Consider the following 14,113-nt stretch of genomic DNA (forward strand, 5'->3'; position numbering starts at 1 on the left):
AAGTCGACAAAGCCAGTCAGCGAGGCAAGGGAGCCCGCTGCTGCGCGAACAGTAGAGGACGCGTGTCATGACAACGACGGCGCAGCACAAGCCGGATCAAAGCAGTCAGGAGGGCGCGCGGAAGCGTGTCGCCGTCGTTAGCGGAGGCGGTGCAGGGATCGGATTCGCTATTGCCAGCAGGCTCGCGGAAGCTGATTTTGCTGTAGTCCTGCTCGACATCGGGGAGGGCTCTGCGGCGAAAGCGGCCTATGCCATCACTGAAGCAGGGGGAACTGCCCGCGGATATCAGGCCGATGTCAGCAAGCGGCAGGAAGTCGATGCTGCGCTTGAGGCCGCTCGTAAGGAGCTCGGTCCCATTTCGGCGATAGTGGCGAACGCTGCGGTGGCGATCCAACAGCCGTTCCTTGAAATGACTCTGGAGCAGTGGAACCGTACCCTCGCCATCAATCTCACTGGGACGTTCAACGTTGTCCAGTCCGCCCTGCCGGATCTGGTCGACGGAGGCTGGGGCCGAATCGTGCTGATCTCATCCTCCAGCGCGCAGCGGGGCGCTCCCAACATGGCGCACTATGCCGCTTCCAAGGGCGGACAGATGGCCCTAACCAAGGCCCTTGCGATGGAGTTCGGCAAGGCTGGCATCACCGTCAATACGGTTGCTCCTTCATCCATTGACACGCCGAGCGTGCAGAAGAAACGCGAAGCCGGCAAGATCCCTTCTGCTGAGGATATGGCCAAGTACATACCGGTGGGCCGGACGGGAACCGGTGACGACATCGCGGCGGCCGTGCGGTACCTCGTGTCGGACAGCGCGTCGTATGTCACGGGGCAGACCATCAGCGTCAACGGAGGGTCGTTCATCGGATGAGCAGTGTCCAGCCACGAATCCCCCCGCGTCCCGTCGATGAATGGGACGACGACGTCGACCAGGCCTTGTCGGTCTTGTCGGTTCAAGGCCACGGCGCACCATCGGGTGCTCCAAAACGGCCGTCCTCTCACATCATCGGGATTTACGCATGGCATCCCGATCTGATCCGCGGGTGGATGCCGTTTTCCAACCACTTGCGGCGTTCTTCACTCGATGACCGCGTACGCGAGCTCGCGATTATCCGTACTGCCTGGCTCAGCGGCGGCGAGTACGAATGGGCACAGCACGTGCGGATGAGCCGGGCAAATGGTTGGCTCACGGATGCCGAGCTTGAGGCGATATCGCTTGGCTCCGAGGCACCCGAATGGTCCGCGGACGATGCCGCAGTCCTGCAGGCGGTGGACCAGATGGTCCAGTCGAAGAACGTAACATCTCCGGTGTGGACTGAGCTGGAACGGCAATTCACGCGTCAGCAACTCATTGATCTAGTTTTCACGGTTGGCACCTACGACATGCATGCCATGGCTTTCGCTACGCTTGGTCTGCAGCTGGAACCTGGAATGCAGGGTTTTCCTTCCAGCCATCGCGCAGAGGGTCGGGATTGAAGCATGTCGAACAATAGCTCTATCGGGTCGCTGACCTGGGCAATGCGTGACACGCTCATGCGTTATGTCACGGTGATCGCCAAGGGGTCATTCGATGTGGCGGGCGAGGCCTCCGTCGACGAGGCCGGAGTATTTACTTTTCCGCTCGTCCGGGCTGAGTCCACAGAGGCTGGATGGCGGCTGTTTTTCACGGGCTCGCTCCATTTCCAAGCCCACCATGGTCTCCTCGACATTCGAATAATCGATCCCGAGATCGTCGTTTCGCCCGGCGCAGGGTCCTTGCTGGCCCGCACTGAGCCTGACTCCACCGACACAACCGCAATCGTGGAGCTGGGTCCCGCCGCACCATTGGAAGAGGGCGACCAGCTCGTCTGGGATGCCGTTCCCACACGTTTGCTCGCTTCCGCGGTTGAGATGTTTGGCACTGTGTACGCGGCTGGGACTGACATGGCCCCCCTTGGTATCCGGATCGCGATAGATTCGTAGCCATGCCACGTAACGCGCCCGCCCGCCCGCCCGCACTCAGCGAACGACGACCCGCAATGGAGCGCAGCAATGTGCGTGGCGAGGCGACCCGCCAACTCATTCTCAGGTCAGCCGAACGCCTCTTCGCCGAGCGCGGCATCACCGCCGTTCCACTTCGGGACATCGGGGTGGCGGCAGGTCAGCGCAACCATGCCGCCGTGCAATACCACTTTGGTGACCGGGACGAATTGGTCAAGGCGATCATGGAGTTCCGTGGCGGCGAGAGTGAAGCCCATCGTGCACAGGTCGTCGCTAACCTCATGATGGGCAACCGAACACCCACCATTGCCGATGTCGTGGACGCCTTCGTCCGGCCATTGGCCATCCACATCGAACCGGACAACCACTACCTGGCCTTCCTTTCTTCGCTCATCACCGAGCAGGGCGGCTATGAAGGCCTCAGCACGCGGGATATCCACGCCGGCGCATCGGTTCTGACTCTGGGAACTCTGCTGGGGCGTCTCATTACGAATCTGCCGCCAGCGATTCTCGAGGAACGCTGGTCACTGGCGCGAACCAGCGCAGTACATGCCTTGGCACGGTACCAGTCCGCGCAACAAATGCGCCAGCATCTGCCGGCCACGATCGAAGTGCTGATCGACGACCTGATTCTCTTTCTGTCGGCAGGCATCACCGCCACGCCCGCCGGCACGGATCCGCGCGCTTCCTGACACTGGGGGCAGGCGCGGACAGGTCTTCCCTGCCTGACTGAGCGCCCTCGATCTTTCGTTCAGGCGCGCCTGGGTCCGAAATCTGCCATGGCGGCCGCTGCCATCTGTTTCGCTCGGGGGTGACGGCTCGCCAGCGAAAGCAGAGGTTCCTTGTACGGACGAGGCATCCTGTGGTCGAGGTGAGGTTGCATCGCCGCCGGACCTGACGGGCAAGGCAACCCCACCTGACGCATGAGCTGCTGCCGGAGCTATGAGGGCAGGTGCCCCATGAACTTTGATGCCCAATCGTAAAGGTTGTTGGGAATGTAATAGTTCTCGCTGTTATTGATCTCGCCCCAATGTTCTGCGATTTCCTCCAGTGGAGCGACCCCTTCTCCCTCATGCACCCAACCCTGTGTGATGCCGAGGAACCAGCGGGCAAATCGGCCTGCGCCGGCAACGAGTATTTCCCCGTTGACCTGGCAGGACTCGTGTGCCAGGTAGGCCACCATGGGCGCAACGTGGGAGGTGTCCATGGCTCTCATGCGCGCTTCGTCGGCTGCAGAGGCGGTGACGATATTTGGCTTCTTCGCCGACTCGCTGGGGCGGGTAACGGCGTTGGGTGCGATGCAGTTGACCAGGATGCCTTTGCCCGCAGCGGCGACGGCGAGGCTCCGGGTGAAGCCGATCAGGGCGCCTTTTGCGGTTGCGTAGGCCAGGTTGTCGGCTAGGCCAAGCATGCCTGTCGACGTCGTTGTGATGACGCGACCATATCCCTGCTTTTCCATGTACGGCCACGCTGCCCTCGTCGTGTGCCAGGTACCCCGCAGGTGCACGTCGAGAGTGCGTTCGAGATTGTCCGCGTCGGCTTCCGGGAAGGTGGCCCAGCGCGAAATGCCTGCGTTGTTGACGACTATGTCAATCCGTCCGAAGTTCTTGACGGCTGTTTCGACGATGGCGTGGCAGCCGTCTTCGCGGCCAACGTCGTTGGTATCTGCGATGGCTTCTCCGCCGGCAGCGATGATTTCCTGCACGACGTCGTTCGCGGGCCCTGAGTCTTTGCCTTCGCCTTCCTTGCTGCCGCCCAAGTCATTCACGACAACTTTGGCTCCGCGTTGTGCAAGCAGCAGTGCGTGCGCCCGCCCGAGGCCGCGGCCGGCTCCTGTGACTATGGCGACCCGTCCGTCGTATCGGAGGTCTTCGTTGGCGTCCATCATTTCTCCTTTGAAAGTGATCGTCCTCAAGATATAGACACGAAAGCTCATTTTATGGAAGCTTCAACTTGCCCTAGATTCAGGGGCCAAATCGGCCACTGTTGTCTTTTTTCAGCACTCGTGCTTATATATCGGACATAGATCAAGAGTAACTTCCTGATGGAGTGGGAGCAAGAGAATGACAGTGAAGTCTGACAACGATGTCGACGTGGATGTTCTGGTCATTGGTGCCGGAGTCGTGGGTATTTACGCCCTCTACCGCGCCGTCCAGGCCGGGTTCTCGGCACGTACCCTCGAGGCCGGCGACGGCGTCGGAGGGGTGTGGTACTGGAACCGCTACCCCCAAGCTCGCTTTGACTCAGAGAGCTATACCTACGGGTATATCTTCTCGAAGGAGCTCTTCAGCGAGTGGCGCTGGAAGGAGGAATTCGCCACACAGCCCGAAATCGAGGACTACCTGAACTTCGTCGTCGATCGGTTCGATCTGCGCAAGAACATCAGCACCGGCCAGCGAGTCGTCTCTGCCGTCCACGATGAGGCTGACGCGGCTTGGACGGTCACGACCGACACGGGTGAAACTACTCGCGCCCGTTGGGTCATCTCCGCTACAGGCGGTCTCTCGGTGCCGCATCTGCCCGAGATCGAAGGACTCGAGGACTTCCAAGGCGAAGGCCACCACACCGGTGCCTGGCCGCACACCCCCATTGACTTCCACGGCAAGCGCGTGGCCATCATCGGTAATGGTCCCAGCGGAGCCCAGCTGCTTCCGGCCATCGTCGACATCGTCGAAACTGTGGACTTGTACCAGCGGACGCCCACATGGACCACGCCCCTGAACAACGCACCGATCGATGACCAAAAGCACGACTGGCTCCAAGACAACTTCGAGCACGTCGCGAAAGTACTCAGTACCTCCCCCTCGGGGTTCCTGCACGAACCGGCCGGAAAGTTCTCCACCGACGACACCCCGGAAGCCCGCCAGGAATTCTACGAGAAGATCTGGAAGAGTCCCGGGTTCGCCAAGCTCACCTCCAATTACTACGACATGACCACGAACCGTGAAGTCAACCTCGAGTTCTGCGAATTTCTGGCCAACAAGATCCGGAGCATCGTCCAGGACCCTGTCACGGCCGACCGCCTCATCCCTAAGGACCATCTGTTCGGAGCCAAGCGACCGCCGTTCGTGACGAACTACTTTGAATCCTTCAACAAGCCCAACGCGGGGTTGATCGCGCTGAAGGAAACGCCCATCGTCCGCGTGGACGCTACCGGCATCCAAACCACCGAAGGACACAGGGACTACGACATCATCGTTTACGCCACTGGATTCGACTTCGGAACCGGCGCCCTCACACGCATGGGCGTAAAAGGCCGCGAAGGCCTCGACCTGAGCGTCGACTGGGAAGACGGTCCCTCAGACTTTGGCGGTTTCAGCGCCAACCGTCTCCCCAATTTCTTCTTCCCCGGCGGCCCGCACGGTGCCGGCGGAGGCAACTACCCCCGGTACTCACAGGATCAGGTTGACTGGATCCTCGACACCATCATCTACGCCCGGGACCACGGTTACGACACCTTCGAACCGACGGCTGAGCAGGAGGCCATCTGGATGTCGATGATCGAGACATTGGCACCGCTGTCCATCTTCTCCGTCGAACACAGCCACTACTACGGCGCCAATGTCGAAGGCAAGCCCCGCAAGTTCCTCCTGAATCCAGGAGGTCGAGGAAAGCTCCACGAGATTCTGAATGAAGTAGCTTCCACGGAAAACTACGGCGGCGCATTCTCAAGCGCCTTGGAAAGGGTAGCCGCCAGCTAAGTGGGCGACACCGTACCTACACGTCAAGGAGTATCGGAATGACTGCCACCAACCAGAGCTTCAGTGTGCGCTCGATTTTCCATCCAACCATCCATGTGCCGAGCCTGGACGAAGCGGAAGACTTTTTCTCCAGAGTATTCGGGCGGCCCAGTACGAACATCGGCACCGTGATGACAACTCCGCCGGCACCGGGCCATTCCACGGACTATTCGAACTACACGATGGTTGCTGATGTGCTCATTGACTGCCTGGAACCCAGAAAATACCTAACGGGCGGAGTTCAGCGGTACCCCGACACCGACGAAGGCTATCTGGATACAGTCGGCTGGTACGTCGACGGAGCAAAAGGCCTCTATCGCACTCTGCGATCCGCCGGCGTCGGGCTGGTCAATGCACGCGATACGCCCCTCGACGGTGAGGAGTGGGGCGGCGGTCCATCGCCGTTCTACTCCTCACCCGAGGACGCCGGCCTCAGATACCAATTCTTTGAAACTTTCCCCTTCCCGTTGGACCCACGTTTCGACGCCGGCTGGGCCTCCCCACAGCCTGCCGACCGCGACCCACTGGGAATCGTTGGTGTATCGCACCACACCATCCTTACGGCGCAGCTCGGACGAGCACTGAACCTGACCGTCGATGTCATGGGCGGGGAAGTAATCCATACCGGGGCCGACAGCATCAGGGACCTCTCCGGACCGTACGTGCGCCTGGCCGACGCTGTATTCCATTTCGCGTCCGAGGACACAGCGGGGCATGTTCTCCAACAGGGCGGCGGGGGGACCGACACCTACCATTCCATTACGTGGGAGGTCGGAGACCTTGAGCGCACCGCACGGCACTTGGAAGCCAACCACGTCGGCATCGCGGAGCGCTCGTCCACGTCGCTGGTAACCGAACCCTCTACCAGCCTTGGAATTGCTTGGGGATTCACCACTGCGCCAGCAAGGCATCTTGTTCGATGAGCACCGCGGCGTCCGACTCCCAGCTTCCATCCCGCACCCGTCAGCGCCTGATCGTTGCCGTTCTGGCGTTCGCAGGAATGAGCGCGTCCTTCCAGCAAACGATCCTCATTCCCATCCAAGGAGCCCTTCCAGGATTGCTGCACGCAGAGCCCGACGACACAGCCTGGGTCATAACGGTGACTCTCCTGGTCTCAGCGATCTGCACTCCCATTGCCGGGCGGCTCGGCGACATGTTTGGCAAACGTCGCATTTCTCTAGTGCTCCTCGGGCTGCTAATTGCAGGTTCCGTGGTGGCGGCGCTGTCTCCTACTGTGCTGCCCTTAATCATCGGCCGCGCCCTGCAGGGTACCGGATTAGGGGTCATACCGCTGGGGATCGCCCTCCTGCGTGACTCCATAGATCCCGCCCGACTCGGGTCGTCCATCGCACTCGTCAGCGCCACACTCGGTGTTGGTTCCTCTCTCGGTCTGCCGATCAGCGCGTTTGTCACCGAAAACTCAGACTTCCGCGTGCTGTTTTGGGTTGCAACCGCAACGGGCGTGGCAACCCTCGCCCTGATGTTTTTCATCGTCCCCGAACGCGGCGGGCGCCCGGGAGGCGCGATCGACGTCGGAGGCGTTGTCGGCCTAACCCTTGGTCTTGTTGCGTTGCTCCTGGGCATCTCCCGAGGAAACAGCTGGGGTTGGACGTCGCCGGTTACCCTCACCCTGCTCATAGGTGGCTTTGCAGTATTCCTGATATGGGGCGCATACGAGCTCCGGGTCCGGGATCCGTTGGTCGATCTCCGAGTTAACGCCCGTCCTGCGGTACTACTTACCAACGTTGCATCTGTGGCAATGGGCTTCGCGCTCTTCGCTTCAAGCATTGCTTTTCCTCAGCTGCTTGAGCTTCCCACCCAAGCCGGCGGACTCGGCATGCCTTTGGTTACCGCAGGGCTCGCCCTGATGCCCTCGGGCTTCGCAATGCTCGCCATGTCGCCCATCGCGGGCCGTATGGAACGGCGGTTCGGGGCGAAACCGTCGCTCGTCGCCGGCTCAGTGATCATTGCCGGGTGCTATGCCGCCTCAATGATGCTTGACCTGCAGCTTTGGCACATCGTCGTCATCAATACATTTACGGGAGTCGGTGTCGGGCTTGGCTACGCAGCAATGCCAACTCTCATCATGGAGGCGGTCCCGCGGAACGAAACCGCCGCAGCGAACGGTCTGAACGCCCTCATGCGTGGGCTCGGAACCGCGACGGCGGCCGCTGCTATCGCCGCAGTGCTCGCGAGTCCGGTACCCGCCTCATCCGGTGCCCCGGTCTCCCTTGGCGAGCGGTTCGATGGCGCCTTCACGTTGGGTCTACTGGCCGCAATCGCGTCCGCCCTTATCGCTGCATTCATACCCAAGCGCCCCCTTCCCCGAACCCTGTTGTCATCGGAAGAGCTTCATTCGATGACATCAAAGTAGGCACCCGCCCAGCATCCACCGAAGGAACAATCATGACCGATTCAAATGCTGCACCACGAGAGATCCTGATCGCGCTCGTCAACGCCGTGAAAGGGAAAGATGACGAGTTCAATGATTGGTACTCGAACACGCATATCCCCCAGGTGGTGGCCCTGCCAGGCTTCGTCAGCGCGCAGCGATATGAAACTGCAAGCGTAGGCGCCACTGGATTCCGCTACGCGACCGTCTATGAAATCGAGGGTTCCGCGGCGGAAGCCCAGGCAACGCTTTTCAGCGCCGGGCTGGGAGGTACCGATACGCAGGACCTCCAGCAGATGTTCTTCGGAGCATTTGCTCCCATGCACGGCCCCAAGCAATGAGCCATGCCCTTCCAGGGGAAGCTTCGCTCGAAGAAGCAACACCCGATTACAGCCATATCCTTCTACCCGGACGCCGCGTGAGCATGCGTATCGGCCCCGATGTAGTAACCGGGGCTGTAGACGCAGTAATGCCGGACAACTCATCCTTCTGGATCTGGACAGACGGTGGGCGAGGCAGGCGCATGATCAGCACCGACGACATCGTTGGTGACTTGAGTCCAATGTTCTGATCCGGCCATTTCTGCGGCTCTACCAAGGTCTCATCAATTCGCGCGCTTGAGCGCGCCATAGAACGGAGTCAATGTGAAATCGCTCGTCGTCACGGGTCCTGACACTGTTGAGCTACTCAACATCAATGAACCCACAGCCGGTTCCAAGGACATCGTCGTCGCTCCGAAGGCCTGCGGAATTTGCGGGTCAGACGTCTATTACGCACATCGTGGGGGCATCCCACCGCGTGAGGGACACACTCGGCTCGGCCACGAGATTGCCGGAGAAGTAGTTGAAGTAGGAGTCGATGTATCCGACGTGGCCGTGGGTGATCACGTGGTCATCAACCCGATGCCCAACGCCGATGGCATCATCGGGAACGGCGGCGCTCAAGGTGGGTTATCCGAACGGTTTGTTCTGCTCGACGCGAAGGCCGGAGTCCATTTCCGCGTAATTCCCAAGAACATTCCTTGGACCGTCGCGGCGCTTAATGAACCGATGGCCGTTGCTTTTCATGGCGTAAACCGCTCCGGAGCAGGCAAGGGTTCGAAGGTCGTCGTGTTTGGGGCAGGCCCCGTGGGGCTTGGTGCCGCCATCGGGTTCAAGAGCAAGGGCGCCGCTCATGTGGTTGTGGTGGACATCATCCCTAACCGATTGAAGAAAGCGCTAGCGGTGGGGGCCGATGCCGTCATCAACTCTTCGGAAGAAGACGTCGTGGAGCAATTGAAGGCACTGCACGGGACGGTCCCGGGCTTCAGGGGGCACGGTGAACGAGCAGGGACGGACATATACTTAGATGCCGCAGGTGCGCCAAGCGTTATCTCGACAACATTTGAAGCAATGAAGCACCGCGGCGTGCTGACGATCGTCGCTGTTCACAAGAAGCCCGTCGAAATCGACTTTCAGCAGATACTCACGTGCGAGCCGGATATCCGCCTGGCCATGGGTTATCCAACCGAAATCTTCGAGGTGACAGATTCGATCATTGCCGATTGGGAAAAGTACCAGCACATCATCAGTGACACGATTCCTTTCACCGAGTCCGTGAAAGCCGTTGAACTAGCAGGGACTCCGGGCGCGACTGACAAAGTGGTCGTGACATTCGACTAGCTTTTCCGATGGCTGCCAGGGCAACGAGCCCGTTGGCAGTTGCGGACGGCGAGTAGGGGCCGCATCGTTACTCGTGATAGCCGATTACCGGGCGCGGCCCGTTCGTCGCAGCCGTCGATCCAGTGGCTGCGACGAACGGGCCGACGTTCCGTCCCTAAGTCGAAGGGAAATTGTAGGAGGCGCCGGAGGCGTGATCCGCTTCGGGCCAACGCGAGGTGACGATTTTCCCGCGGGTGTAGAAGGAGACGCCTTCGGGGCCGTAAATGTGCTTGTCGCCGAACAGGGATGCCTTCCACCCGCCAAAGGAGTAGTAGGCGACAGGCACAGGCAGGGGAACGTTGATGCCAATCATGCCCACATCAACGGAGCGCTGGAACTTCCGGGCGGCGGCTCCCGAGGAGGTGAAGATCGCGGTGCCGTTGCCGTAGGGGTTGGCGTTGATCAGCTTGATGCCTTCGTCCAGGTCTTCCACGCGGACAACGACAAGGACCGGACCGAAGATTTCTTCGGTGTAGGCACTCATTTCGGTTTGAACATGGTCGATGACGGTGGGGCCAACCCAGAAGCCTTCTTCGTGGCCGGGGACGAGGAGGTCGCGGCCGTCAACCACCATGGCAGCACCGGCTTGTTCGGCTTCGGTGACGGTCTTGGTGATGAATGCCTTCGACTCCGGGCTGATGACAGGGCCCATGTCGGCGTCCGATTCAGTGCCGTTCTTGACCTTGATTGCGAGAGCTCGCTCTTCGACCTTCTTCACGAGCAGGTCTGCAGCGTCGCCTACGGCAACGGCGACGGAGATGGCCATGCAGCGTTGCCCTGCGGATCCAAAGGCTGCGGCGGCGACGTGGTCTGCAGCATTGTCCAGGTCAGCGTCGGGAAGAATGATGGCGTGGTTCTTCGCGCCGCCCAGAGCCTGGACGCGCTTGCCGTGAGCCGTTCCAACCTCGTTGATGTGCTTGGCCACAGGAGTGGAACCGACGAAGGAGATCGCGTCGACGTCCGGGTGTGTCAGAAGGCCGGAGACGACTTCGCGGTCACCGTGCAGGACCTGGAAGACACCGTCAGGCAGGCCGGCTTCCTTGAACAGCTTTGCCAAGAGCATTGCCGCTGAGGGCACCCGGTGGGAGGGCTTGAGGATGAATGCGTTGCCTGTGGCGATCGCCATCGGGGCCATCCACAGCGGCACCATGACAGGGAAGTTGAACGGGGTGATGCCCGCAACGACACCTACAGGCTCGCGGAATGAGAAAACATCGATGCCGGTGGATACCTGATCGGAGTATTCGCCCTTGAGCAGGGTGGGGATGCCACAAGCGAACTCGATGACCTCAAGGCCACGGCCGATTTCGCCCTTGGCGTCCGAGAGGACTTTGCCGTGCTCGGCGGTGATCAGTGCGGCGAGTTCGTCCACGTGGGAGGCGACCAGTTCACGGAACTTGAACAGCACGGCGGTCCGCTTTGACAGGGAGATATCCCCCCAGGTTTCTGAGGCTTTCTTGGCGATCGCTACGGTGTTGTCCAGGTCGTCCCGGTTCGCGAGGCGCAGCTCTCCGGTCACGGCGCCGGTGGCGGGGTTGTAGACGGGCTTGGTGTCAGTGCCGTTACCGGCGGTCTCGGCACCGCTGATGAAGTGGTTGATGACGGTCATTACTGCTCCTGAGATAGGTGGTATTCGACCGCGTGGACATCCGTGACGTACCGCGGCAGGCCTGTGGCGATGGATTCGTGCAGTGCCAAGCGGACTGCAAGGTTTTCCTCGGTCAGAGGTCGGTGGATGAGTTCGGCGCTGGAATTACGGACCCAGGCGCTGAATCGTTCGATCTCGATCTTGAACTGGTCTTCTCCGATGACGGAGGTTTCGGAGCGTCCATCGCGTGATTGGACGCTGACCTGCGCGGTTTCCCATGGGGCAGGGTCGAAGGCCTTGTCGAGGAAGATTTGGCCTTCGGTTCCGATGATGTGGAAGGTGTGGGCGCGGTTGCCGCCGCCTTCGAAGCCGCAGTCGAGCGTTCCGATGACATCCCCGTAGTCAAGGATGGCTGCGGCGGATGTCTCGACCGGGTCGGCGGCGTTGGGGCTGGTTCCTTTGCCGTAGACCGTGTGCGGGGCTCGCCCCATCATCATGTTCATGATGTCGATGGCGTAGCAGCCGACATCGTTGATGGCGCCCCCGTCGAGGCCGGGTTGGAGCCGGATCTCGCCGTCACTGCGGTTCATCGGAAAGTGGAAGCGGGCATGCATGGAAACGGGTTTTCCGATGCGTCCAGAGCTGATGTACTCCCGGACCTTTTGGTGCTGGGGGTGAAACCGGTACATGAACGCTTCCATAAGGTTCACGTTGTTCCGGGTGCATGCTTCGCGGACCCGCTGGTAGTCCTCAAGGCTGGCCACCAGCGGCTTCTCGCAGAGAATGTCTTTCCCGGCCTCTGCCGCCGCGATGATCCATTCGGTATGCAGGCCGTTAGGGAAAGGCAGGTAGACAGCTTCGACGTTGAGATCTGCGAGGAGTTCCTCGTGCGAGGAGTACACGCTCGGGATCCCGAATTGTTCGGCCACTCCGGCGGCTTTGCCATTGGGGCTGCTGATGGCTATGACTACGGCGTTGCGTGCCGTCTTCATGGCAGGCAGAAACCGGTCCTGGGCGATGCGTGCGGTGGTAAGGACGCCCCATCGGACAGCGCTCATCCCTGAAGTTCCTGTTCAAGGGCGCGAAGGAACGCAACAGACTGGCGCACATCCTGCACGGGGCCTTCACCGGTCGGTGTGGCTTCCAGGATGGTGTCCTGCTCCATGGTGAACCAGCCGGTGTAACCGGCAGCAAGAAGGTCCCCCACGATCCCGGCGATTCCCACGTCACCCTGGCCGAGGGGCACGTACATACCGCTCTTGACGCCGTCGGTGTACGACAGTTCACCGGCCTGCACCCGCTCCGCGACGGCCTTGCGGACGTCTTTCAGGTGGGTGTGTCCGATGCGGGAGGCGTAGTCACGGACCAGCCGGCTGGGGTCGGTCCCGCCGATGAGCAGGTGGCCGGTATCCAGGCAAAGGTTCGCTTCGGTGTCGTTCAGCACCCTGTTGACGTCCGAGGTGCTTTCGATCATGGTTCCTACGTGCGGGTGGACCACGGCTTGGATGCCTTTGTCGGCCGCTGCCTTGACGATGGCGTTGAGGTTCCTGCCGAAGAGGTCCCATCCTTCTGTATCGAGTTCGTGGCGCTGGTCGTAGCCGGCGACGCCGGTTTCGGCGGCAAGAACCATGATGCTGGCTCCGGCCGTTTCGTAGGCATCGAGTTCGGGAGCCACGACATCCAAGGGACGCTTGGCCGGGTCGTGAAGGATGACAGGGAAGAATCCGCCGATGGCTTGGAGGTTGTGCTGCTTCAGGACCTCGGCCCGCTGGGTCGCCTCTTTGGGCAGGAAGCCTTCCGGACCGAACTCGGTGGCGCTGATGCCCAGGGCGGTCATCTCGGTCAGGACTTTGTCTGCTTCGAGTTGGTGGCCCCACCCCGGGACCTCACACACGCCCCAGGAGATGGGGGCTGCGGCCAAACGGCTCGTGATGGTGCTCAATCTGATCCTCCAAGTACGTTCTGGTCCCAGTCGATGACTGAGCCGGTAACAACTCCGCTCCTGTCGGAGAGGAGAAAGACAATGAATTCGGCGATCTCGTCCACTTGGCCGAGCTTTCCCATGGGGACGGATGCGTTGGCTTTTTGAAGCCAGTCCTCCCCTGCGCCGTGGAATTTCTTCTGGGTTTCGGCTTCGCCATCGGTAGCGGTCCACCCGATGTCGAGTCCGTTGATGCGGATCCTGTCCCAGCGGTGGGCGTGCGCTGCGTTGCGGGTAGCTCCGGCAAGACCGGCTTTCGCTGCGACGTAGGGCGCCAGGTAGGGCTGTCCGCCGAGCTCGGCAATGGAGATGACGTTCAGGATGTTGCCGGGGGCTTGGCGGCTGCGCAGGTGCTTGATGGTTTCAGCCATGATGAAGAACGGTGATTTCAGGTTCACTGCAATGTGCGCGTCGAACAGGTCCGGGGTGGTGTCCAGCATGGTTCCGCGGGTGGTCAGCCCGGCGGCGTTGACGGTGCAGTCCAGCTTCCCGAAGGCTGAGACGGTTTCCAGCACTGAGTTACGTGCCTGCTCCACGTCGGCAAGGTCCGTCTTGATGAACCTGGTTTCGACGCCGGCTGAGGTCAGTTCGGCTGCGAGTTCTTCACCGCTGTCTGCGTTGCGGCCGGTGATGGCAATACCGGCCGCGCCCTCGGCGGCGGCGCGGCGTGCAACTCCGGCTCCAAGCCCTTGGGTGCCTCCGCTGATAAGGAGGACCTTGTCGTTCAGCAATCCCATG

General features: G+C 61.0%; 14 protein-coding genes. 9 read left to right on the top strand and 5 right to left on the bottom strand.

All coding sequences use genetic code 11. The features are described 5' to 3' along the window. Nucleotides 1-67 precede the first annotated feature (67 nt). Genes ACFVSJ_RS21105 through ACFVSJ_RS21120 form a run of 4 tightly spaced genes read left to right on the top strand, consistent with a single transcriptional unit; the run spans nt 68 to nt 2,666 of the window. The gene (locus ACFVSJ_RS21105; protein ID WP_387439039.1) at nt 68-865 is read left to right on the top strand and encodes an SDR family oxidoreductase; all 798 of its coding nucleotides are present in this window, start codon (nt 68-70) and stop codon (nt 863-865) included. Continuing rightward, nucleotides 862-1,470 carry a carboxymuconolactone decarboxylase family protein gene (locus ACFVSJ_RS21110; RefSeq protein ID WP_387439040.1) on the top strand — a complete coding sequence of 203 codons (609 nt, stop codon included), beginning with the start codon at nt 862-864 and terminating at the stop codon, nt 1,468-1,470. Before ACFVSJ_RS21105 ends, ACFVSJ_RS21110 begins: the two co-directional genes overlap by 4 nt. Nucleotides 1,471-1,473: 3 nt before the next feature. Next, a complete protein-coding gene (locus tag ACFVSJ_RS21115; protein ID WP_387439041.1) occupies nt 1,474-1,956 on the top strand; it encodes an HtaA domain-containing protein in 483 nt (160 codons plus the stop codon). 2 nt (nt 1,957-1,958) lie between these two features. Continuing rightward, nucleotides 1,959-2,666 (top strand): TetR/AcrR family transcriptional regulator, encoded by a 708-nt coding sequence (locus ACFVSJ_RS21120; protein ID WP_387439042.1) that lies wholly within the window; start codon nt 1,959-1,961, stop codon nt 2,664-2,666. A 248-nt stretch (nt 2,667-2,914) separates the two neighbouring features. Here ACFVSJ_RS21120 and ACFVSJ_RS21125 read toward each other — a convergent pair whose 3' ends face one another. Further along, on the bottom strand, nt 2,915-3,859 hold the full coding sequence (locus ACFVSJ_RS21125; RefSeq protein ID WP_387439043.1) for an SDR family NAD(P)-dependent oxidoreductase: 945 nt from the start codon (nt 3,857-3,859) through the stop codon (nt 2,915-2,917). 178 nt (nt 3,860-4,037) lie between these two features. On the opposite strand from ACFVSJ_RS21125, the gene ACFVSJ_RS21130 reads away from it, so the two are divergent. The 5 genes from ACFVSJ_RS21130 to ACFVSJ_RS21150 all read left to right on the top strand — a co-directional run bounded on the left by ACFVSJ_RS21130 (nt 4,038) and on the right by ACFVSJ_RS21150 (nt 9,767). Further along, nucleotides 4,038-5,675 (top strand): flavin-containing monooxygenase, encoded by a 1,638-nt coding sequence (locus ACFVSJ_RS21130; protein WP_387439044.1) that lies wholly within the window; start codon nt 4,038-4,040, stop codon nt 5,673-5,675. A gap of 38 nt (nt 5,676-5,713) precedes the next feature. Further along, nucleotides 5,714-6,637 carry a hypothetical protein gene (locus tag ACFVSJ_RS21135; protein ID WP_387439046.1) on the top strand — a complete coding sequence of 308 codons (924 nt, stop codon included), beginning with the start codon at nt 5,714-5,716 and terminating at the stop codon, nt 6,635-6,637. Beyond that, complete coding sequence (locus ACFVSJ_RS21140; protein WP_387439047.1) at nt 6,634-8,088, top strand: MFS transporter; 1,455 nt, start codon at nt 6,634-6,636, stop codon at nt 8,086-8,088. Before ACFVSJ_RS21135 ends, ACFVSJ_RS21140 begins: the two co-directional genes overlap by 4 nt. A 32-nt stretch (nt 8,089-8,120) precedes the next feature. Beyond that, nucleotides 8,121-8,447 carry a hypothetical protein gene (locus ACFVSJ_RS21145; RefSeq protein WP_387439048.1) on the top strand — a complete coding sequence of 109 codons (327 nt, stop codon included), beginning with the start codon at nt 8,121-8,123 and terminating at the stop codon, nt 8,445-8,447. Nucleotides 8,448-8,750: 303 nt separating this feature from the next. Beyond that, entirely contained in the window at nt 8,751-9,767 is a 1,017-nt protein-coding gene (locus tag ACFVSJ_RS21150; protein WP_387439049.1) for a zinc-binding dehydrogenase, read from the top strand. Between the two features lie 154 nt (nt 9,768-9,921). On the opposite strand, the gene ACFVSJ_RS21155 is transcribed toward ACFVSJ_RS21150, so the two are convergent. From ACFVSJ_RS21155 to ACFVSJ_RS21170, 4 genes are read right to left on the bottom strand one after another with little or no spacing between them, the layout of a single operon-like run. Then, nucleotides 9,922-11,415 (bottom strand): CoA-acylating methylmalonate-semialdehyde dehydrogenase, encoded by a 1,494-nt coding sequence (locus ACFVSJ_RS21155; RefSeq protein ID WP_387439051.1) that lies wholly within the window; start codon nt 11,413-11,415, stop codon nt 9,922-9,924. Then, the gene (locus tag ACFVSJ_RS21160; protein WP_387439052.1) at nt 11,415-12,452 is read right to left on the bottom strand and encodes a Gfo/Idh/MocA family protein; all 1,038 of its coding nucleotides are present in this window, start codon (nt 12,450-12,452) and stop codon (nt 11,415-11,417) included. Before ACFVSJ_RS21160 ends, ACFVSJ_RS21155 begins: the two co-directional genes overlap by 1 nt. Beyond that, nucleotides 12,449-13,336 carry a sugar phosphate isomerase/epimerase family protein gene (locus ACFVSJ_RS21165; protein WP_387439053.1) on the bottom strand — a complete coding sequence of 296 codons (888 nt, stop codon included), beginning with the start codon at nt 13,334-13,336 and terminating at the stop codon, nt 12,449-12,451. The genes ACFVSJ_RS21160 and ACFVSJ_RS21165 overlap by 4 nt, the downstream gene beginning before the upstream one ends. Then, entirely contained in the window at nt 13,333-14,112 is a 780-nt protein-coding gene (locus tag ACFVSJ_RS21170; protein ID WP_387439054.1) for an SDR family oxidoreductase, read from the bottom strand. The genes ACFVSJ_RS21165 and ACFVSJ_RS21170 overlap by 4 nt, the downstream gene beginning before the upstream one ends. Between the last annotated feature and the right edge of the window lies 1 nt (nt 14,113).

It is taken from the genome of Paenarthrobacter sp. NPDC058040, from assembly GCF_042885775.1.
Lineage (GTDB): Bacteria > Actinomycetota > Actinomycetes > Actinomycetales > Micrococcaceae > Arthrobacter.

Excerpts from the sequence above, each read along its gene's own strand:
- ACFVSJ_RS21105 (WP_387439039.1), top strand. The coding sequence starts at position 68 with ATGACAACGACGGCGCAGCACAAGCCGGATCAAAGCAGTCAGGAGGGC.
- ACFVSJ_RS21110 (WP_387439040.1), top strand. The coding sequence starts at position 862 with ATGAGCAGTGTCCAGCCACGAATCCCCCCGCGTCCCGTCGATGAATGG.
- ACFVSJ_RS21115 (WP_387439041.1), top strand. The coding sequence starts at position 1,474 with ATGTCGAACAATAGCTCTATCGGGTCGCTGACCTGGGCAATGCGTGAC.
- ACFVSJ_RS21120 (WP_387439042.1), top strand. The coding sequence starts at position 1,959 with ATGCCACGTAACGCGCCCGCCCGCCCGCCCGCACTCAGCGAACGACGA.
- ACFVSJ_RS21125 (WP_387439043.1), bottom strand. The coding sequence starts at position 3,859 with ATGGACGCCAACGAAGACCTCCGATACGACGGACGGGTCGCCATAGTC.
- ACFVSJ_RS21130 (WP_387439044.1), top strand. The coding sequence starts at position 4,038 with ATGACAGTGAAGTCTGACAACGATGTCGACGTGGATGTTCTGGTCATT.
- ACFVSJ_RS21135 (WP_387439046.1), top strand. The coding sequence starts at position 5,714 with ATGACTGCCACCAACCAGAGCTTCAGTGTGCGCTCGATTTTCCATCCA.
- ACFVSJ_RS21140 (WP_387439047.1), top strand. The coding sequence starts at position 6,634 with ATGAGCACCGCGGCGTCCGACTCCCAGCTTCCATCCCGCACCCGTCAG.
- ACFVSJ_RS21145 (WP_387439048.1), top strand. The coding sequence starts at position 8,121 with ATGACCGATTCAAATGCTGCACCACGAGAGATCCTGATCGCGCTCGTC.
- ACFVSJ_RS21155 (WP_387439051.1), bottom strand. The coding sequence starts at position 11,415 with ATGACCGTCATCAACCACTTCATCAGCGGTGCCGAGACCGCCGGTAAC.
- ACFVSJ_RS21160 (WP_387439052.1), bottom strand. The coding sequence starts at position 12,452 with ATGAGCGCTGTCCGATGGGGCGTCCTTACCACCGCACGCATCGCCCAG.
- ACFVSJ_RS21170 (WP_387439054.1), bottom strand. The coding sequence starts at position 14,112 with ATGGGATTGCTGAACGACAAGGTCCTCCTTATCAGCGGAGGCACCCAA.